Here is a 20,215-nt window from a genome sequence, read left to right on the forward strand (position 1 = left end):
AAATACAGGATGATAGGCGATCGCCAGAAGTCTCGTCTCTGTTTTGGCTAACAAAGTAATATTTCGTTATGAAACTAAACTGTCGATCGAACTTTTGTAATAGATATTTCCCATAATTCCTGTGGACTAGGCATGGAGCCTGCCCTTTACAGTTGGGGATAAGTCTAATTAAGACTTTCTACCACATTCCCCGCTATGAATCTCATATTCTTAACAAAACTTAACAAATATTTTCATAATTCTAGTCTATAACTTGGATTGTCTCCAACTACCTGAATGTAATTTTAATAACTATGCAGTTAAGTGACAGAGCCAAAGAATTAATTCCCAAAGCGAGAATCGTCAGTTTTGCCACTTGGAAAAATCTCTATTCAGAGGAAGTAATTGCAATTTTTCAAGCAGCAGACAATCGAGGTCAATATCTCACCGACGAAGATTTAGAACGCATTCAAAATCTGGTTCCAGATAATTATTTAATGGTAGCACAAGCTAAATTGCTGCGAGAGCAAGCTCCTGATTTGGTTGCCAAGGCCAGAGCAAAGGTATTAGCAGAATTTCCGAATATCGCCGAACCAGGCAATGACCTCTATCCTCCGGCTCGCGCTGAAGCCTGTTGGCGAGATTTCTGGCATTTCCTGCGCTCTGTCACCTATGGAATTGCCGGGAAAAATCCTGAATTCCTGAGCCAGGAAGGACTCAAAAATATGGAGCTACTTTATCAAGAATTGCGTGTCCCAGTGCCAGCGATGCTCTGTGGATTAGAACAGTTAAAAACAGTGAGTTTACAGCAATTTACTTCAGAGGATCAGGATTTATTAGGTCTGACTTTTGACCATTTAATCACTGCGTTAAAACAGTTTAGTCAAGTTTGAGTACCCATGGGATTTAAGAAACCGGGTTTTTAACCCATATTTTCGCACTCCAGCCTATATTTTCATAAAAACCCGGTTTCTGACTCAGTAGAAATCTCCAAAAAAGCCACTCTGGAACAGGCAAAATGCCTGTTCCCCAGTAATTATTGGAGAAGCCTAGTAGAGATTCAAGAAATTCTTCCTTCTTCCTTCTTCCTTCTTCTTAACTGTTTTCAAGCAAGTTTTCTAAAGCAGCACCAACAACTTGATGATGGGAGTCTTGCCGCAGTTTACTCAAAACTTCCTTCGCCTGGGGAGTATCAAAATGCTTCAAAGCAGATGCAGTGTGCTGACGAATCCCTTCATACTCAGAATTAGCCAGGGTCAATAATTGAGAAAGTGCGGCCGATTCCTGATTTGTTCCAGCTAAGGCACCCAGTGCATCCACAGCAGTTTCCTGGGTGGTCATATCTTCGCCAGCTAATGCTTCGATACAAACTTCAAAAAGTTCGTTGTAGCACTCCATGTCTACCAGGGCTGCTAGAATGCTGCGACGCACCAGCCAGTGGTCATCCTGAATAAAAGTCAGCAGTAAATGAGATGCAGCACATCTGCCGAATAGAGATAGGGAATTCGCTGCTTCAGCCCTCACATTGGGGGTGTTATCAAGTTTGATGATTTGGAGGAGTGCGGCGAAGGATTCGGCGCTTTGTTGTTGCCCAAATCCTCGGCTGACAAAGGAACGTACTAAAAATTCTGGGTCGTTGAGTTTGGATTTTAGTAAGGGAACGGCTATTTCTGGTGTATAGTCTTTGAGAGCTGCGATCGCCTTGAGTCGATACTGAAAGTCAGAATTTTCTAGAGACGCTTCGATTTCGTGAATATCCATAACCACAGAGCAGTAGTTTTCATTAATGTAACAGAAATATTGTTTCTTGTTCCTGATTATTTATTCCTGATTCCTGATTCATTCCCCCCTTGGGGGTAGGGGAGGGTGACTTCTTCCTTCTTCCTTCTTCCTTCTACTAAACCCTGTCATCAAATCTAGTCTGAAAACTGCCATATTTAAACCAATATTGTCGCAGTTCATGGTGAGGTGTATGCAAACTTCCTTTGGCTTGATAAAGGATAACTTGTCGATGATTTCCCATCCAAACTCGTTTGCTGGGTTCCACAGAAATTAAACACCCTCCTAGACTAATGATACATTCCTCAAATCGCTCAATTGTTGGATAGTCTAAGGTTTCAAAAATCAGAAACTGACCGGAAAAAATTAAGTGGCGACTTCTAATCCAAGCCTGCATTTTTTTGTCAGCTATGGGTGGTAATACCATTTGAGATTTAAGATTTGAGATTTGAGAAACAGTCCTGGACGCGCTCCAAGTAGAGAATTTTCCCTTCTGTCCTAGATAACTAAAGCCTGATTCGTTCTTCTATCGATCGAGTTTTTAGCTTTTTTTTCATATAAAAAGAGCGAATAATTAACTCGCTCCAGAGAAACTAAAAGATTATGTTCGTCCGGGACAGTAAAATGTGATAGCTATTACAACCACGACTTCCCAGAATTTGTGGAGAATCTTGGTCTTCCATTTCCATAGCACAGGCATCTTGCCTGTGCTACAAACAGTCAATTTACTGACTTGGGGATACTCCCTTCATCAAGTTGTGAAGTCTTAAACTACTTCGGTGATGCTGACAATTTTGCCGCCTGCACGATGAATGCGCTGAATTTGCGGAGTCATCTTCCCACCGGAGACCAGATATTCAGTGTTACTCACTCGGCGAGGGCTATCAAATTTAGCGCCTTTAACTAAAATTTTGAACATCTTTTCGGTGGCATCTTTGTAAGCACTGATCCGACCGCCGGTGCTTGGTAGAGTAATTTTGTTACCGCTATTACCAGCGACAAAATCTACTAAGCGAGAAGCGGTAAAGGCACTGTCAACGCCTGCATAACCTTGATATAGGGACAGGGTGCGATTGTAGCCGACTTGCTTTTGTCCGACTTGACTTTTTGCGCCTTGATAATTGGGGACTGTATTTTCGCCAAATTTGTCTTGGTATTCTTGACTGTCGAGGTAAGAATCAATTTCTGCCTCGTAGCCTTTTTCGATACAGGTGCAGATATGCTCAGATAGTTCTGCTTGGTCTAAGGGAGCGCGACCTAACAAATGTTTAAAGTTGAGTTCGACAAAGCGGTAGGGAGCGCAAGATTCAAAATACCGACTACGATAGAAGTCGGATTTAGCTACAGCACGGACAAATTCCCGTACAGTCATGCCGCCATCGCATAATTGGGATTCGGCGACGGTTAGGCGCTCGCTTTCCATGACGTGAGGATTACCCAAAACTTGCTTGTAAACGGCGCGAATTACGGCCTGTTTATCGTCGGAGTTGCTAGTAGACCATAGTTCTACAGGCGCATCTAAAACAACACTCATTGGCTTTTTCCTACAAATAAATAATGCTTCAAAACAGAGAATTAAGGATTGCCTAAAAACGCTCAGGGACGTAGATTCCCCAAGTCGTTAAGGCAGAAGTTTCAGGGGGTTTTTAGTTGACCGCGGTGATGCTGGAAATTACGCCACCTTGTTGGTGGATGCGTTGATATTCTTGCGAGAGGCGATCGAACGGTACTAGATAAACTTGATTGCTGCGGCGGAATTTAGATACTTTGTTGAGCACAGTCGTTCCTGAAGAGCGATATCCAGTCACAGTAATGCGATATACTTTGCCTTCTGCTAAGGAGCCTAATCCAGCACGACTACGTGTATTGAGCGCCGACTCTTGGAATGCCCAACCATCTCCAATTGCACCACCGGAAGGAGGAACGATTGGTAGAGGGGTTTGTTGAATCACGAATTTATTCAACACAGGGGCTTTTCCAGAAATACTGCCCTTCAAATCGCTGCTGGAAGCACCGCGCAAGAGAGCAAACATATGTGTAAACCCAACCATGTTTTGTCCTGGTTGGGTTTTGTAGCCTCGGTAGTAGGGAACGATATTTTCCCCGTAGGCGTTTTGATATTCATCGCTGTCGAGGTAGGAATCAATTTCTGCCTCGAAGCCTTGGGTATCTAAGATAGTGCTATGGGTTCTCATTTCTTCTAGGCCATCAGGAGCGCGACCGAGAAGGTGTTTGAAGTTGAGTTCAATGAATCGATAGCGAGGACAAGTATCGAAAAAGCGAGAACGATAGGCGTCTGATTTTGCCAGGGCGCGGACGAATTCGCGTACACTGAGTTCACCACGTTTGAATTGCGATTCAGGAATTATGGCTCGTTCACTTTCCATAACGTAGGCATTACCTAAAACTTGCCGATAGACGGCACGAATTATGGTTTCTACTTCTTCTTGGGAACGTCCTGGGCTCAGTTCTAAACAGGGTGTTTCTTCAAATAAACTGACTCCAAGTCGAGATGCAGGTCCAAAAACCATTTAAAAAATCTCCACTATTGTGTTATGTGAAAATTTACCATAATTAGATGTTAGATTAGAAAAAGTTACATAACGTAACAGAGTAGATCTCGTGGCGTTTTTTTGTACTACAGGTAGGGAGTTTATAGCGGGGAAATATCTGTGGGGAAGGTGATTGGTGGCTGTAGTATGCTAGGGCTGCTGTAGCCGATCGCCCAACCGCGCTAATTAGACTAATGGCACTTCCGTGGCAAAGCTTTGGCGCTTTTCAAACCATAAAGAGCCGTTGTCTGAGCCCCAAATCTGTTGATGAGTATTTACATCCATGCCGCGATCGAGACTACTCCAAGTTGTTTCGGTAATTTCTACGTCACTGATGAGGTAGGTTAAACAACCTTTTTTTTCAATCAGACACTGGTTTCCCGGTTCTACACTGCCGCGAAACATTTCTCCGTCTCGTTGGAAAACCATCGAACAATTGTAGCGTCTTTGAATACAATCGGGTTTAATTGTCTTGAGAATGCTTAATTCTCGTGCTGCGCCTGCGTATTGTACTGGATCGTTGAGACTATAATTTTCAATATAAATTTGTTCTCGTTGGTCAATTAATTTGTGAACTCCTTGACGATAGGGAGTCCAAAGGTCATGGTCATAAACTTGTTCGGAATAAAAGCCGATCGCGTTAAAAAATTCAAAGGGTAGGGGACGAAAGAGAATGTGAATATGGGCAAATTGTTGTGGTTTGGCAAAGGATTGTTTGTAGTTACTAAAATCCCCCGCCATCCACTGAGCCAGAGTGATTAAATCATTGTTTTTGACAGTATTCATACCCTATTTCCTATTTGCTTATTTCCCGGAAAGTGAACGAATTTCTGAGGAAAATGAGGCGGTAACAACTCCACTTCCTTTGCTGGTTTTGATCAGGGAAACACGAAACCGCAGATTGGGATTTGCAAACCATATTTTTTCTTCGGCGGCGGCGTTATCGTAGCTGGTGAGCAGCACAAAGGTATCATCCTCGGTGATGTGATAGTCGGCGGCGGCGGGAATGGTTTCGGCATATCCTTGATCTCGCAGTAATTTGCCGCGATTGGCGACTGTGCGATCGGGGATTGGTACGAGGATGCAACTCCCCTTCATTTCGGCGTTTTCATCCCAATCAGAGTGTCCCTCCCATACCATTTGAAAGGGGCTTAGTGCTTGGGTTGGGTCTATGTTGTAGGACTTGCAGAGGTCGATGACGGCTGCATCATCGGGTGAGACTGCGACGATATCAATCACTGATTCTATAGCTTCAAAGTGTCTGAAAGTCAAGTGATGGGCGCTACGTTGCGATCGCCATTGTCCTAGTGAATTTTCAACAAACTGCTCGATGTTCATAAGTAGAAGCAAGAAGGAAGTATAACCCTGTTAAGAACAGGCACGATGCCCGTTCCACAATCTTGATGAGAAAAGTCTATTGCAGCCCATAGATTATCACATTTTCCTAGGATTGCCTAGACTGGCGATCGCAACTCTTAACCTTTGACTAGGCGCGGCCTATTTTCCCATCCCCTTGACATCGAATTATCACCCATTTCCTAGATAACTAAATCCTTTTGACTGCGGTTATGTTTTATTTTTCTTTAGGAAATGAGGAGATACCGGAAAACAGCATTAGCAGTCCGCCACCCAAAATGGCGATCGCCAATAAACCTACAACTAAATCTAACCCCGATGTATTTTCCACTAAATAATTCTCCCATTGTATTTAATCAACCGCGGGAAAAAAGAAGGCAGAAAATTAGAAACCTAAAAAAAGTAACTTCTTTCCTCTTCTTTATTCCCTCTTCTTTATTTAGCCAATTCCTGTTCAATTGCAGCAATCAACTCAGGAGATTCCGGGCCTACACTGCTGCGAAATCTAGCAACCACTTCACCTTGTTTGCTGACTAAAAATTTCTCAAAATTCCAAGAAACCTCGCCCTTGGGAGCCACAGAACTGGTAAGCTGAGCATAAAGCGGGTGTTGTTGACTACCTTTAGCGTGTACCTTATCGAAAAGCTCAAAACTGACACCGTATTTTGTAGTGCAGAATTCGACAATTTCTGAGTTAGTACCAGGCTCCTGAGCACCGAAGTCGTTACAGGGAAACCCTAAAACCCGGAGACCCGCATCGCCGTACTTTTGATTCAACTCTTCGAGTCCTTTGTATTGAGGCGTATAGCCACAGTAGGAAGCTAAATTCACGATCAAGAGTACCTTACCAGCATACTCTCCTAGCTGTTTGTCTGCGCCTGCGATCGTTTTTACTGTAATGTCGGAAATGGTGCTGGTCATTTTCTAATACTTTTAGACTTTTCCAACACAACTATACCGCAACTTGGAACAATTTTTCCGAAAATGCAGAGTTAGTCCCTCCGGTTAAACTTTCCTAAAACCTGATGGGAAGTTGGGTTTTCTCGCTCAACCCAACCTCTAAGCTTTATTTATCAAATTAGCCCCCAGCTCAGATTTCCTAGTTCAACTATCTGAATAGCTGTCCATCAATTTTTGATAAGTTTCCTCAAGCTCCTGATTTTCCAGAACTATTTCTAGACGGACTTTGGCGCAGCCGTGACGAGGCTGGGATTCGATCAAATGTAAAACTTTGCTAGCTTTTTGCACCGATGTAAATTCAGCGCTGACTGTTGGTAGTGAGGATTGGTGATGATTAATTTCGCTCAAATCAATCCCGGTGATTTGTCCCTCACCTAAATCTATTTCGGCCAGCACCTTCGGATCGTCACCTACTTGTTCCACAATCAATTTTTCTCGGTGAATTGGTACTTGTACCATCCGAGTTTCTATTTCTTTGCGGACGATAACTTCGCCAATTTTGCGCTTGCTGCGATTGATGACCAATCGTTCTTCTAGCAGGCGAATTATTTCTCGATCGACAATATCTAAGTCTTCGCCATCTAAGTCTTCGTGAGTTTCCGGGCTTTCCAGATTGTCCATGGGGCGCTCATCGGCATCGGTTTCATTAGACATAATTGCTACGGGAGGAGTTGGGTTGCTGTGACTGAGAACGTTTGGGGAGGCTGGCGTTTCTAAATGCTCATGGCTGTCATTACCTGATGATTTTAGTGGCAGCATCTCTATTTGCTCTAAGCTGAGTTTAAATGACAGGATTTTTTCCTGATAATCTACTGTGTCGAGTTGCTTAATATTTAATAAAACAAGCCGTGGGTTCTCCCCCTGCTTTCCGGCTACTAAAAAATTGAGTTTTCCATTATTGTCGAAATAGACATCTTTGATTTTACCTACTAATTCACCCTCCCGATCTTTGACTATAAAAGTTTTGAGTTTGGTTCTAACTTTTTCGGGAACTCGATTGAAATTGGTAGTTGCTTTTGCTGGTTGATTTTTTTTAAATGAGGGTTGGTTGTTCATTTTTAAAAGTTTCGTAATTTACATTAAAAACGCTATATATAGCCTGGGGAGTGAAAGATGAGGTACGATAGGGAATAGGGAATTGGGAATAGGGAATTGGGAATAGGGAATTGGGAATAGGGAATTGGTAATTGGCAATTGGTAATTGGTAATTAGTTATTCCCCATTCGCCATTCGCCATTCCCCATTACAGGCTTTGAGGGGTTTTTAGAGGGTAATGTTAGGATGACAAATTGGTCTGAAAGAAACCAACTTGGCACTAAATATATCCCCCTAAAATAGACAGGGGCGCTTTAGATTTTGTTATCTACAAGGGGAGTTCCATCTGTCTTAATGTCTAGTTCTTCACGGCGCAAAGTTTCTTCACCATCCACGGTGCTGCGAACTACTTCTTTTCTAACGCTGACTTCTTCGCGCACGTAAGCTTCTTTGTGAATGTCGGCGGTTTCTTCGTAAACTTCCATGCGTGCAACTTCACCGGATTGGAAGTCAACTTCACCGACTGAAACTACTCTACCTGCTTCTACGGGTGTTACTCGCTCGATGACAACTCGTTCTTTTTCGATGGGTACTGAGGCTCGTGCAACTTCGGTTTCTACACGCTTACCGACTGCTACTTCCCCTGTTTTGGCACGGTTTTTGTTGGCAATTAACCGTTCTTCATAAAGTTTGAGGGTTTGATGATTCTGTTCGTTGGTTTCGTACAGAGGACTGTCTAAATCGTAGCTGTAGTTGCTGCGATCGTAGTTAGGAGTAGCAAGGGTTGATGCGGTTTCTGGCGCAGTGGTGCCACGGTATACGTCTCTTACCTGTTCTTCGCGATCGTAATCTACAGGCTCTAATTCATTATAAGCAGGTAATTGTTCTGCTTGAGCTTTGCTGAAAAGACCAGTTGCATAAACACGACGGGCTCCGTAGTCGAAACGAGCAGAGCCGATCGGCAACAAGACTTTTTTGCCAAAAATCCAGATCCCAGTGTCAATTACTAAATAACGAAAACGACCGGTTTCATCAACTAAAGCGTCGTAAATGCTCCCTATTTTTTCATCGGAGTCACCTGCATAAACATCAAAACCTTTGATGTCGTCTCCTGCAAAAATTTCTTCCCTATAGTTAGGATAAAATTCTTCTATTCTTTGAAGAGCCATGTCTTTTTCTCCTTTACTTCTAATTACCTTCATCCTAAAAATTTATTAGTAATTTTCCCTCTCCCTAAAGTCGGAAGTGTAGAATCTAAGTTCTTTAATACTATAGGAATACAATGGGGTATGGGGGATAACGCACTCAACTTTATGCAAAACCCCTCATGGGTTAGGTGAGGGGCTGGGGAAAAGTTAAAATTTGGGGTGCAGCTCAGTTGTGCAAATATATTCGTATGGGCTGTAGCATGACTGCTGTAAATCTCTAGTTATCACTAATAAATTGTCTGCCGTCATGCTACAGCCTATGCAAAATCTCCCATTAAAAATTGGAAGTTCAGAGTTGATTTAGTTGATTTCTGATGGTTTCTATCCGTTTGCGATTGACTCCCAAATCGGATTGTCCTAAACGTGAAGCCGATCGCACATGAATGACTTTTGCTGATTCATCTAGCAAGAATTCTACATCATCCACGAACCCCATCAAGGAACTGGTAAATTCCGCATAGAGGTAATTATCTGTTTGTTCGATAATTTTAGTTTTGTCTAAGGAGGCGATCGCCCCTTTGAGATTTGCCATGGCGACTGTGGGTGTCGAATTGTATGTCAAAGGCTCAATTTTGTGTTCGGCATCTTGACTAAAGCTGCTGACACAGTTGGGGGAAGTGGGACAAGGTGCGAGTTTTCCTGACTGAATACCGATATTGGTAGGTCTTTTTCCAGCAAACATGGTTTTTTCTCCGGGAATGGCTATAAAAATGGCGATCGACAGTATTGCTACTCCTAGCAATGACATTAAAATAACTAGCACTTTTTTTAATGCTGTCGGTGATTTTGTGTCAACGGTTTGCAAATTATTAGCCCTCATCAAGCGGAAGTTCCATCTAATTTTAATATTAATAGATATTTACTTAAAAAAATTAACCACTTATATTTTAACACTTGTCTAGCAACCAGTAAGTCAACATTTTCCCTTTGCCTTTAATCTCAGTCATCCCCCTTTCTTCTAAAACAAATTTATCTTTCAAAAGCTCATGAGTTGCCGCCGTCACTTGAATTTTGCCAGACATTCCATTGGATTCCATCCGCGAAGCAACATTAACAGTGTCACCCCACAAATCATAGCTAAATTTGCTAATTCCAATAATTCCTGCCACCACCGAACCGCTGTGTATGCCGATGCGTAACTCAAAATTTTCTCCGGTTTTGAGATTAAACTGAGTCAAAGCCGCTTGCATCTCTAGGGCTAAAAGGGCGATCGCCTCCCCATGATCCTCTCGCGGTGTGGGTAAACCGCCCACCACCATGTAAGCATCCCCAATAGTCTTAATCTTTTCCAATCCGTGCGACTCCGACAACCTATCAAACTCACAAAAAATTCCATTCAAAATTTCTACCAACTCCGTCGGACTTTTGTGGGCAGAAAACTCCGTAAAACCCACTAAATCCGCAAACAAAACGCTCACTTCATCAAAATGATCGGCAATCAGTTTTTGTTCTTTTTGCAAGCGGAGGGCGATGGGTTTTGGCAAAATATTCAGCAGCAATCTCTCGGTTTGTTGTTGCTCCAATCTCAGGGCTTCCTCAGCTTGCTTGCGCTTAATCAACGCACCTAGCTGAGTCGCAACAGCACTAAATAATTCCCACAATCGCGGCTGACATTCAAGACTCTTGTCACAATAAAAAATTATCACCGCTAACACTTGATTATCAGCCAAAATTGGAAACCCGAAGGCTGCTTTTAAACCAACATTTTCGGCAATTTGAAAACGCAGAAAAACTTCTGAGTCAACTTGAGAAACATCCTCAATCCATTCAGGCTGCTGGGAGACGAAAATCCGACCAGGCATTCCCACACCAGGGGCAAAAGTTAAAGGAAAACTCCTTTTTCGGAATTCTGCAAAACTCAAATCACTAGCATACATACCTCTAGCACATTTTAAAATTTTGCCATCATTATCGGGAATCCAAGCTTCCGCCAAATTCCAGTTGATTGTTTCGCAAATTAACCTTAAAATTACATCAATCGCCGACTCAAAATCCTCTGCTTTACTAATAGCTTGAGTAGCTTTCAATAACAAAAAAGTTTCTGCTTCAACACGTTTACGCTCGATAATTTCGTCTTGTAATTGGTCGTTTTGTTCGGTCAATTTATGATTTTTTGCTTGCAACTGCATCTGCAAAGAACGGACAATCAGTTGATTGTTAACTCGCGCCAATACTTCTTTCACTTGAAAAGGTTTTGTGATATAATCTGAACCACCAATTTCAAAAGCTTTTGCTTTATTTAATCCATCTTCAAGGGCACTGAGAAAAATAATAGGAATTTCCTGGAAATCCAGGCTAGCTTTTAATTGTTGACATATTTCATAACCGCTAATATCCGGCATCATAATATCTAACAAAATCAAATCTGGCTGGCTAGATTGAATAGCCTCTAAAGCCGAAAAACCGTTAGTTACAGGTCTAACTTTGTACCCCTGTTTTTGCAAAATTCTAATCAACAAACGCAGGTTGTCTGGGGTATCGTCAACTACTAAAATATCTGCTTGATAACGATCAGTTTTGTCCGGCTTCATCTGCATTTTGTGATTCCTCTGCCTCACTAATTAAATTAAATATTTTCTGGTAATCAAAATTATCTAGATGATGTTGAAGAATATCGGCAAATTCAGGACGAGTTATTCTAATTTCCTCGATGGTGCTAGCAATTAAATCCAAGTCGGCACTGCGGATGACCTGCTTCATATTATTTATCCATTCAGCAGGCAGTTTGGGCGCAGAAGCAGGGGCAAAACTGCCTGCTGAATCAGAGAGAATATTTCCCTGGCCGATTTCATCATTTCCACTTAGACTCGAACCAGTGGGGCGATAAATATACTCTATGCCCAAATGTTGGTTGAGGCTATCCAATATATCTACTTTACGGAAAGGCTTGTTGATAAAGTCATCACAGCCAACCAATAAAGCAAAGGAGCGTCTTTCTTCTATTGTACTAGCTGTTAAGGCAATAATCTTCGGAATGGGTAATTCTGGAGTCAAAATATTGCTCTCGACATTTATCTCCACCGCCCCTGGTAGTCCTTCTGTTCTTTGCTGGATTCGGGCTCTAATTTCTCTGGTAGCTTCATAACCGTCCATCACCGGCATTCGCAAATCGATGAAAATCAAATGTGGTTGCCAAGTTTCCCAGATTTCTAATGCTTCCATGCCATGACTGGCTTCTTGCAGTGCAAAACCCAAGGGAGAAAGCATTTTGATTAATAGTTGACGATTGTCTTCCACATCGTCCACGATTAAAATCCGATATTGAGGTTGATTGGGCTGCAAGCCAATAATTTCATAGTTGATTTTCGCAGCCGGCATCGCTGAGGCTTCAACTTGATGGACGGGAATCTCGAATTTAAAAATAGAACCTCGTTCCAGTTCACTTTCTACGTTAATGTCGCCACCCATAAGTCGTACAAATTGGCGGCTAATAGTTAATCCTAAGCCTGTGCCTTTTTGGGTTTTTTGACCTGATGCGGTTTGTACAAAAGCTGTAAAAATATTGCCTAAGTCTTCGGGATAAATTCCCACTCCTGTATCTTCTACCTCAAACACAAGAAAACAAATAGAATCATGCCTACTCTCACTAGCTGCTCGTGTCTGTTTCGGATTTTCCTCCGGGCTATTTTGAGTAAATATACTGGCAGTATTTATGGGGCTTAATTCAGGAATAATTTTATTTTCTCCAACCCTCTCACTTGCATATTTTATTTGACTTTGTTGTCCTTCTTCTAGTCGCTTAACTCTGACTACAACGCGACCAATTTGGGTGAATTTAATTGCATTACTGAGGAGATTAATCAGGACTTGTCTCAATTTTATTTGATCGGTTTTTATGTACTGTGGCACCTGGGGAGAGCGTTCAAAAATTAAGTTCACTTCTTGATTTTCTGCTCGCAGTTGGAACATATCTTCCAACTCTTCTAGGAGTCTGTAAAGGTCAAAACTTGTAGCTTCGATCGACATCCTTCCGGCTTCAATTTTGGATAAGTCTAAGGCTTGGTTGATCAGAGTCAGTAAATGTTCGCCACTGCGGTGAATAATTCTGAGATTGTCTCGGTTTTCGCGGGTGAGATTGGGACTTGGTTCCATGATTTGGGCGAATCCAAGTATGGCATTGAGGGGAGTTCGCAACTCGTGACTCATGTTTGCTAAAAAGGTACTTTTAGCTATGTTTGCTGCTTCGGCTGCTTCTTTTGCTTGTTGTAGTTGTTCTGTTCGTTCCTGAATTTGTGATTCTAAGGTGCGCTGGTAATCTGCTACGACTTTTTCCGCTTGTTTGCGATCGCTAATATCTTGAAAAGTGGCGATCGCATAGGAAATATTGCCGTTGATGTCAAAAATTGGCGTAGTGCTGATTTCCAGCGCCACCGTCTTGTCCTTTTGGCGGATTTCTACGTCATCAACCCTGACAAATTCTCCTCCCAGAGCCCGCAAAATGGGCAGGTTATCAGGGGGATATAGCCGATCGCTATTGGCTACATACAGTTGATAAGTCGCTGCTAATTGTGCCGCCCTACTTTCTGGGATAGTATCTGCACCCAACAATTCCCTCGCCGTGCGATTAAAATAGGCGATCGATCCATCAGCATTATAAACAGATACCCCCACGGGCAAAGCTTCTAAAAATTGATTGAGTTGGCTTTCACTAGCAGATAAAGCCTCATTTACTCTCTTTAACTCCAAATTGGCTTCTTGCCGCTTAATAATTTCGTCTGTTAACTTTTGGTCTTGCAAGTAACTGTGAACTGCTTCTACCACTGTCAACTTCAAATCTTCATTTAGCCAAGGCTTAGGGATATAGCGATACAACTTAGCATACTTAATAGCATTGCTGAGAGCTTCCAAATCTGCTTGACCAGTCAGCATAATTGTCAGGGTATCAGGGGAGCGTTCGTGAATTCGCTTCAGCAGTTCATCTCCCTTAATATCCGGCATGATATAATCTGAAAGCACTAAAGCTATTTCGTATTCATCTGCTTGCAAATCTGCCAGCAATTCTAAAGCATCTTCACCTCCTTCCGCCGTTTCAATAATACATTGATCTCCGATCGCCTTTTTCAGTTCTATTTTTAAACTGTTCAAGACATCAGGTTCGTCATCTATACAAACAATCACAGGTTTTTTACAAACAATCACAGGTTTTTTCATAATTTAGCCAGCCCTGACTTGATAGTTTTTATCAAATCTTCCCCTTTCCAAGGTTTGTACAAACAGCAATATAAATCAGCGTGTTCAACAGCCCGTTGAACTGCTCCTGGATCTGCTTGCCCCGTCAACATTACCTTGACAATTTTAGGATGTTTTTCGTGAATTCTCATTAAAAGTTCGTCCCCTTTAATTCCTGGCATCAACCAGTCAGAAACCACCACTATCACCTGATCTTCTCCCTGACAAGCTTCAATTACTTCTAAAGCTTCATCACCACTTTCAGCTAGTTCGTAAAAGTAATTATCTTTAAATTCATTTTTAAGCTGCATCTTCAGAGTATTCAAGATATCAGCCTCATCGTCCACACAAACAATTACCGGTTTATTCATCTTTTTGTCCCCTCTGTGCTTTCATTTTAGTCGCTCTATTCCGGCTTAGTTTCAATGCACCCGATTGATTCCCGGCCGGCAGCAGCCTAGCTCTCGTCCCTCTTATTTTAATATATCATTTTAATATATTGGTAACGATACTGTAAATATAGTTTCCCCCGGTACAGACTCTACACTAACCTCTCCCTGATGTTTCTCAATAATTTTTCTGACGATATCTAATCCCAACCCGCTACCTTCCCCCGCAGCTTTCGTCGTAAAAAAAGGTTGAAAAATTTTGGGAATAATTTCCGGGGGAATACCTTTGCCATTGTCAATAAATTTTATCAAAATGCGACCATCTAGACACATAGTTTCAATAGTCAAAGTCCCTTTATAACTCATGGCTTGCAGAGCATTGTGAACTAAATTTGTCCAAACTTGATTTAACTCATCTGGATAGCAAACGATTTTGGGTACATCGCCATATTTTCTCACAACTTCTATACCCTGTTTCAGTTGATTTTGATAAAGAGTTAAAACCGTTTCAATTCCCTCATGTAAATTTGATTCTATTTTTTCTTGCTTAATATCAAAATGAGCATAACTTTTCAAGGCAAATACTACTTTTCCCGACTTCGCTGTCGCTCTTTGGATTAAACTAATACTTTTTTTAAAGCTGGTAAATTGATAGGCGGTATTTAAAATTTTTTCCCAATCTGGTAGTTGAAAAAGTGGCAATAACTGTTCGATATCATCGTAGATTTCCATATCAACTAAGGTGTCGGCAATTTCTTCAGCCTTGTCTACTTGGTGTTCGGTCAAATAACCTACTAAGTGCTGCTTAAATTTTCTTTTTTCCTTGCTAGTAAATATAGTTTCGCGCTCGATGGAAGACCTGTACAGCAGGTTTAAAAAATAAACTTGGCTTTCTGAAGAAATTTCTTGAAAAAATTTGGGTAAATTTTCTATATTTGTTTCCCAAAAATTAGCAATGTTATCAATAGAAGAACCGATGATGCCTAGGGGAGTATTGATTTCGTGGGCAATGCCAGCAATCAGTTGTCCGAGGGCAGCCATCTTTTCCGATTGAATCAAATGCTCTTGGGTTGCTTGCAATTGTTGGATCGCAGTTGCTAAATCTTCATTTCTTTCTTGCAAACTGTTTTGCAGAGAACAAATTTTTAAATGAGTTTCAATGCGGGCTAAAACTTCTTCCAGTTGAAAGGGTTTAGTGATGAAATCTACTCCCCCCACGGCAAAAGCTTTAACTTTATCCATCACGTCGTTAATCGCACTGATGAAAATAACCGGAATGTCTTTTGTTGCTTCCTCCGCTTTCAGTTGCTGACACACTTCATAGCCGTCCATCTCTGGCATCATAATATCCAGCAACACCAAATCGGGGGGTATTCTCTGAGCAGCAGAAAGTGCTAGTTTTCCGCTGGGAACAGGGCGAACTTGATAGCCTTTTTTGCTTAAAATTCCTGACAAAAGATGCAGGTTTTCTGGGGTATCGTCAACTACTAAAATATTGCCTTGATGGTTTTTTTTTGAATTTGTAATAAGGTCCACTTTAGTTATCCTCGCTGTTAGTAATTAGGCTCAAAATGGTTTCGTATTCAAAATTATTAATGCTATCTTGCAGGCTGTCAGCTAGAGAGGAGTTAACAGTGCGAATTTGTTCTATGGAAAAGGCGATCGCCTCCATATCCACACTCAAAATATTTTGCTTGAATGCAGCTACCCATTCGGCAGGTAGAGAGGCGATCGCCCCTGATGTCATCACTTCCTGACGATCGTCCCCGGAACCCACCACACTTGCTGCTGCTGGATCTTCATAAATATAGCGTACTCCTAGGTGTTTACTAATTGCCATAAATATATCTTCCTCTCGGAACGGTTTCCGCATAAAATCATCACAGCCCGCCGAAAGAATCACAGCCCGTTCTTCCTCCAAAACACTAGCAGTCAGAGCGATAATCGCCGCTGCTTGCCCTTGAGTAGTAGTTTTTATCTGTTTTGTAGCCTCGTACCCATCCATCACGGGCATTCTCATATCCATCCAAATCAAGTGTGGCTCCCACAGCGCGCAAATATCCACCGCTTCTTGACCATTATTTGCTTCTCTCAGTTCAAACCCTAGGGGGCTGAGAAGTTTGATCAACAATTGACGATTCAGGGGTTTATCGTCCACAATCAGCAAGCGGTAGCGAGGCTGATTTGGTTCGAGAGCCACAACACGAAGTTGATTTTTTTTGCTTTCAATATCAGCAGCTTCCACCAGATGAACTTGGATATCAAACTGAAATACTGCCCCCTTTCCGACTTCACTACTAACGGTAATGTCACCTCCCATCAATTGTACAAATTGACGACTGATAGCTAAACCCAAACCTGTTCCTTCTTGAGAATCTTTACCTGTTTTTGTCTGTATAAATGCTTCAAACAACTGATTGATTTCGTCAGGAGCGATACCAGCACCAGTATCTTGAACTTCAAAATGTATTGAGTAACGACCAGGCTGTTTGTCACTATTGTTATAGGCTTTTTGAGCGCCTTTAACTTGCAGTGACACTCCTCCTTGAGCAGTGAATTTAATTGCATTGTTGAGTAAGTTAATTAAAACTTGTCGCAACTTCACTTCATCGGTACAGATATAGTGGGGAACTTTCGAGTCGCGATCGAATAATAACTGCAAGCTTTTTTCTTCGGCTTTGAGGGCAAACATATCTTCCAAATCGTCTAACAAGCGGAACAAGTCAAAGTTTTTTTCATTGATGGTAGTGCGTCCAGCTTCAATTTTTGACAAGTCTAAAACTTGGTTAATTAAACTCAGTAAATGTTCGCCACTCCGCAGGATAATCCCCACATCTTCTTGATTTTCTGGAGACAGGGTTTTGCTGCGAATCATGACTTGAGCAAAGCCGATGACAGCATTGAGGGGAGAGCGCAATTCGTGGCTCATATTTGCGAGGAAAATACTTTTAGCTTTGTTAGCTGCTTCCGCTGCTTCTTTTGCCCGCTGCATTTCGATTTCCGATTGCTTACTAGCAGTAATATCTTTGATAAAACCTTCATAGTAGAGTAAATTATTTTGGTCATCGTAAACAGCGCGGGAATTTTCTGATATCCAAATAATACTGCCATCTTTTTTGTAAATTTGCGATTCAAAATTTGATATTATGCCATACTTATTTATCAATTCTACAAATTCATCGTGACGCTTAGGATTGACGTAAAGCTGATTATGCAAATTAGGCTGGCCTGCTATGAGTTCGGCGGTGGATTCGTAGCCGTAGATATGGGCTAAAGCTGGATTGGCGCTAATATATTTTCCATCCATCGTGGTCTGAAAAATACCACTTAAGGCATTTTCATAAATGTTGCGGTATTTTTCTTCGGCTTCCCGCAGGGCTGCTTCTGCTTGTTGGCGATCGGTAATGTCGCTAGAAATCGATAAAAAACAAGCTTCTCCCTCAATATCGATGGTTTCTATGGAGAGTAATGCAGCTCTTTCTGTACCGCTTTTATTCCGAAATTTCAACTCATAATTATGAATAGCTGTTTTATTTTTTAACATTTGAATCATGCGATCGCGTTCTGCCAAAGTCGCCCAAAAGTTGAGTTCTACCGCTGTTTTGCCAATAATTTCTGCGTGACTGTAGCCCATCATCCGACAAAAACTTTCATTAACTTCTATGTGGCGACCATCACTGATTCTGGTGAGGGTAATCGCATTAGGACTTAAACGAAATGCTTTAGAAAACTTTTCTTCGGCTTTAGCAAGTTCTGCCGTGCGCTCGGCAACTTTTGTTTCTAAGTTTTGATTGTATTGGATTAAAATTTTCTCGGCTTGTTTGCGTTCACTAATATCTTGAAAAGCGCACATTCCGTAGATGATATTCCCTTGACTTCCGTAAATAGGAGTTCCCCAAATTTGTAAAGGAACTGTTTTGTCCCCTAGGGAAACTTCTATGTCATCCACCGTGACTGTTTTACCCTGCAAAGCATTTAATATCGGATCGCGTTCGGCTGGATAAAGTTGCTCAGTTCCAGCTAAATAAATGCGGTAAGACTCACGTAAATTTTCGGCATTGGAGGCGATAATTCCTTGACCTATTAGTTTTTTACCTATGGGGTTAATATAATAAGGATTTCCCACATCGTCTACAATAAAAACCCCCAAAGGTATGGCATCTAAAAATTGTTTGACTCTATTTTCACTTTCGCCTAGGGATGTAAATGAGTGTTGCAATTGCTCAGCCATACTGTTAAAAGAATCGGCAAGTTCACCTAATTCATCTTGTCGATTGTTAATTAATTTTGTATCCCATTCATTATTAGCCAAAGCTTTTGCAGCCTCATTCAACCTAAAAATCGGCTTTACTACCCATTTAGCAGTCAGAATTCCCAGAATGGTGGCTAAGAGCAAAGCTGCTAACGACAATAACACAGTGATGTGAGTATTGGCATCTATTTGTTCCATAAAGTCAGACTCTGGAACTACCACGACAATCAGCCAATCTAAACCTCGATTGTCTTTAAACGGAGTTACTTGAATAAAATTTCGATGGCGATCGACATCAAAACTAAGCTGTTGAGAATTTTGGATTTTAGCTAAATTACCATAGAATTTTTCTAAATGCTGTGCCGTTTGGCGAATTACTAGATTTTCGCTATCCGCAGCTTTAATCCGCTTGGTTTCTTTATTTTCTATGACAAATTCAGGAGTATCAGTGGAAGTTGCGATTAACATTCCCGATCGTTCCATCACAAAAGTTTGACCTGACTTGCCAATCTTCAGGCTGACCAGAAATTCTTTAATTCTCGAAAATAATAAATCACTGCCAGCTACTCCTAATAACTTGTCATTTTTATCGTAGATTGGTAAGGCTGCGGTAATTGCTAACTCTTTAGTTAAAAAATCTGTATAAATCGTACTCCAAATTGGTTTTTTAGCAGCGGCTGCGGCTATATACCAAGGTCTAATTCGGGGGTCATAAACTCCGGAGGAAATTTCCACTAACTTGACACGGTTGCCTTTAGAGTCAGCAGTGTATCGAGACAATTTATTGCCTGTCGAACTATCAGCAGCGGAGATGAGAGTCCGATCTTCTGTACGAATGGCTCCTGAGTGTTCGCCATTTTCTTTGCCTACATAAATGATGCTGATCGAATCAAAATATTGAATTTGTTCTAGGAAATGAAGTTCGAGTTTTTGTTTGTCTTCTAGATTCAATTGGCCCAATTTTAGGCCTTGAACGTTGAGGTGATTCACAATATGAGGAATTGACATATAATTTTCAATGCGGTCTTTAATGCGATCGGTAATTTCGCGTCGCAACTGAGTAGCCACATCATTAACTGCGCGCTGTCCGTTTTGAAATGACAGCCAACCGACAACTCCGACAGTGCCGACAATTTGCACTAAAAAAGGAACGACCAGGACTGTTTGTAAGGGAGCTTTACCGATTATTTTAGTAACTAACCGATTGAGTTGTTTAGGAAACATATTCATCCTAAATTTTATTGGTATTTAGTAAGTGAAAATAAACTAGGTGATTAAACATGAAGCATTCAGGAAAAAAACTGAAGGAAGATGGAAGATGGAAAAGTAGCTATAGTCATAGTTTCCGCGATCGAGAGTGTCCTAAGCATTTTGGCTGTTACTATATTTGCTGTGGGTGTTTGTTGAAAATAGCAAGTTACTGGTTATTGTAAAGGGTATCAATTTTAATGGCAACAGCGTATTTATACGGATGAGTTTTCCCGAACTACTGAGATAAATGATTAGGTACGATCGCCCTGAGTCCCTTCAAAAATT

16 protein-coding genes are annotated in these 20,215 nt (G+C 41.5%); 1 reads left to right on the forward strand and 15 read right to left on the reverse strand.

Annotated features, from left to right (window positions below; translation table 11 throughout):
• Positions 1–293: 293 nt before the first annotated feature.
• Complete coding sequence (locus tag AAFP14_RS16705; protein WP_341733370.1) at positions 294–872, forward strand: phycobilisome protein; 579 nt, start codon at positions 294–296, stop codon at positions 870–872.
• A gap of 202 nt (positions 873–1,074) precedes the next feature.
• On the opposite strand, the gene AAFP14_RS16710 is transcribed toward AAFP14_RS16705, so the two are convergent.
• From AAFP14_RS16710 to AAFP14_RS16780, 15 genes are all read right to left on the reverse strand, one after another.
• Positions 1,075–1,740 carry a HEAT repeat domain-containing protein gene (locus AAFP14_RS16710; RefSeq protein ID WP_341733371.1) on the reverse strand — a complete coding sequence of 222 codons (666 nt, stop codon included), beginning with the start codon at positions 1,738–1,740 and terminating at the stop codon, positions 1,075–1,077.
• Positions 1,741–1,876: 136 nt separating this feature from the next.
• Positions 1,877–2,185 (reverse strand): CpeR family transcriptional regulator, encoded by a 309-nt coding sequence (locus AAFP14_RS16715; RefSeq protein WP_341733372.1) that lies wholly within the window; start codon positions 2,183–2,185, stop codon positions 1,877–1,879.
• Between the two features lie 339 nt (positions 2,186–2,524).
• Entirely contained in the window at positions 2,525–3,292 is a 768-nt protein-coding gene (locus AAFP14_RS16720; protein WP_341733373.1) for a phycobilisome rod-core linker polypeptide, read from the reverse strand.
• A gap of 112 nt (positions 3,293–3,404) precedes the next feature.
• Complete coding sequence (locus AAFP14_RS16725) at positions 3,405–4,289, reverse strand: phycobilisome linker polypeptide (protein WP_341733374.1); 885 nt, start codon at positions 4,287–4,289, stop codon at positions 3,405–3,407.
• A 207-nt stretch (positions 4,290–4,496) separates the two neighbouring features.
• Positions 4,497–5,096: a chromophore lyase CpcT/CpeT gene (locus AAFP14_RS16730; protein WP_341733375.1), complete on the reverse strand. Its 600-nt coding sequence runs from the start codon at positions 5,094–5,096 to the stop codon at positions 4,497–4,499.
• An 18-nt stretch (positions 5,097–5,114) separates the two neighbouring features.
• The gene (locus AAFP14_RS16735; RefSeq protein WP_341733376.1) at positions 5,115–5,648 is read right to left on the reverse strand and encodes a phycobiliprotein lyase; all 534 of its coding nucleotides are present in this window, start codon (positions 5,646–5,648) and stop codon (positions 5,115–5,117) included.
• Positions 5,649–6,101: 453 nt separating this feature from the next.
• Positions 6,102–6,587 carry a glutathione peroxidase gene (locus tag AAFP14_RS16740; protein ID WP_341733377.1) on the reverse strand — a complete coding sequence of 162 codons (486 nt, stop codon included), beginning with the start codon at positions 6,585–6,587 and terminating at the stop codon, positions 6,102–6,104.
• A gap of 183 nt (positions 6,588–6,770) precedes the next feature.
• A complete protein-coding gene (locus tag AAFP14_RS16745; RefSeq protein WP_341733378.1) occupies positions 6,771–7,682 on the reverse strand; it encodes a YsnF/AvaK domain-containing protein in 912 nt (303 codons plus the stop codon).
• A 293-nt stretch (positions 7,683–7,975) separates the two neighbouring features.
• A complete protein-coding gene (locus AAFP14_RS16750) occupies positions 7,976–8,830 on the reverse strand; it encodes a DUF2382 domain-containing protein (protein ID WP_341733379.1) in 855 nt (284 codons plus the stop codon).
• A gap of 328 nt (positions 8,831–9,158) precedes the next feature.
• Positions 9,159–9,689 (reverse strand): DUF1499 domain-containing protein, encoded by a 531-nt coding sequence (locus tag AAFP14_RS16755; protein WP_341733380.1) that lies wholly within the window; start codon positions 9,687–9,689, stop codon positions 9,159–9,161.
• A 67-nt stretch (positions 9,690–9,756) separates the two neighbouring features.
• Positions 9,757–11,406 (reverse strand): adenylate/guanylate cyclase domain-containing protein, encoded by a 1,650-nt coding sequence (locus AAFP14_RS16760; protein ID WP_341733381.1) that lies wholly within the window; start codon positions 11,404–11,406, stop codon positions 9,757–9,759.
• Complete coding sequence (locus AAFP14_RS16765) at positions 11,381–14,008, reverse strand: response regulator (RefSeq protein WP_341733382.1); 2,628 nt, start codon at positions 14,006–14,008, stop codon at positions 11,381–11,383. The genes AAFP14_RS16760 and AAFP14_RS16765 overlap by 26 nt, the downstream gene beginning before the upstream one ends.
• Positions 14,009–14,016: 8 nt before the next feature.
• The gene (locus tag AAFP14_RS16770; RefSeq protein ID WP_341733383.1) at positions 14,017–14,409 is read right to left on the reverse strand and encodes a response regulator; all 393 of its coding nucleotides are present in this window, start codon (positions 14,407–14,409) and stop codon (positions 14,017–14,019) included.
• A 120-nt stretch (positions 14,410–14,529) separates the two neighbouring features.
• Positions 14,530–15,963 carry a hybrid sensor histidine kinase/response regulator gene (locus tag AAFP14_RS16775; protein WP_341733384.1) on the reverse strand — a complete coding sequence of 478 codons (1,434 nt, stop codon included), beginning with the start codon at positions 15,961–15,963 and terminating at the stop codon, positions 14,530–14,532.
• Between the two features lies 1 nt (position 15,964).
• Complete coding sequence (locus AAFP14_RS16780; RefSeq protein ID WP_472851061.1) at positions 15,965–19,903, reverse strand: PAS domain S-box protein; 3,939 nt, start codon at positions 19,901–19,903, stop codon at positions 15,965–15,967.
• Between the last annotated feature and the right edge of the window lie 312 nt (positions 19,904–20,215).

The organism is Microcoleus sp. EPA2 (genome assembly GCA_020882975.1).
Taxonomy (GTDB): domain Bacteria; phylum Cyanobacteriota; class Cyanobacteriia; order Cyanobacteriales; family Microcoleaceae; genus Microcoleus.

What these genes read in the sequence shown, in the direction of transcription:
- AAFP14_RS16715 (WP_341733372.1), bottom strand. Translation starts at nt 2,185, where the DNA reads ATGGTATTACCACCCATAGCTGACAAAAAAATGCAGGCTTGGATTAGA.
- AAFP14_RS16730 (WP_341733375.1), bottom strand. Translation starts at nt 5,096, where the DNA reads ATGAATACTGTCAAAAACAATGATTTAATCACTCTGGCTCAGTGGATG.
- AAFP14_RS16735 (WP_341733376.1), bottom strand. Translation starts at nt 5,648, where the DNA reads ATGAACATCGAGCAGTTTGTTGAAAATTCACTAGGACAATGGCGATCG.
- AAFP14_RS16705 (WP_341733370.1), top strand. Translation starts at nt 294, where the DNA reads ATGCAGTTAAGTGACAGAGCCAAAGAATTAATTCCCAAAGCGAGAATC.
- AAFP14_RS16725 (WP_341733374.1), bottom strand. Translation starts at nt 4,289, where the DNA reads ATGGTTTTTGGACCTGCATCTCGACTTGGAGTCAGTTTATTTGAAGAA.
- AAFP14_RS16745 (WP_341733378.1), bottom strand. Translation starts at nt 7,682, where the DNA reads ATGAACAACCAACCCTCATTTAAAAAAAATCAACCAGCAAAAGCAACT.
- AAFP14_RS16740 (WP_341733377.1), bottom strand. Translation starts at nt 6,587, where the DNA reads ATGACCAGCACCATTTCCGACATTACAGTAAAAACGATCGCAGGCGCA.
- AAFP14_RS16770 (WP_341733383.1), bottom strand. Translation starts at nt 14,409, where the DNA reads ATGAATAAACCGGTAATTGTTTGTGTGGACGATGAGGCTGATATCTTG.
- AAFP14_RS16760 (WP_341733381.1), bottom strand. Translation starts at nt 11,406, where the DNA reads ATGCAGATGAAGCCGGACAAAACTGATCGTTATCAAGCAGATATTTTA.
- AAFP14_RS16750 (WP_341733379.1), bottom strand. Translation starts at nt 8,830, where the DNA reads ATGGCTCTTCAAAGAATAGAAGAATTTTATCCTAACTATAGGGAAGAA.
- AAFP14_RS16780 (WP_472851061.1), bottom strand. Translation starts at nt 19,903, where the DNA reads ATGTTTCCTAAACAACTCAATCGGTTAGTTACTAAAATAATCGGTAAA.
- AAFP14_RS16710 (WP_341733371.1), bottom strand. Translation starts at nt 1,740, where the DNA reads ATGGATATTCACGAAATCGAAGCGTCTCTAGAAAATTCTGACTTTCAG.
- AAFP14_RS16755 (WP_341733380.1), bottom strand. Translation starts at nt 9,689, where the DNA reads ATGAGGGCTAATAATTTGCAAACCGTTGACACAAAATCACCGACAGCA.
- AAFP14_RS16720 (WP_341733373.1), bottom strand. Translation starts at nt 3,292, where the DNA reads ATGAGTGTTGTTTTAGATGCGCCTGTAGAACTATGGTCTACTAGCAAC.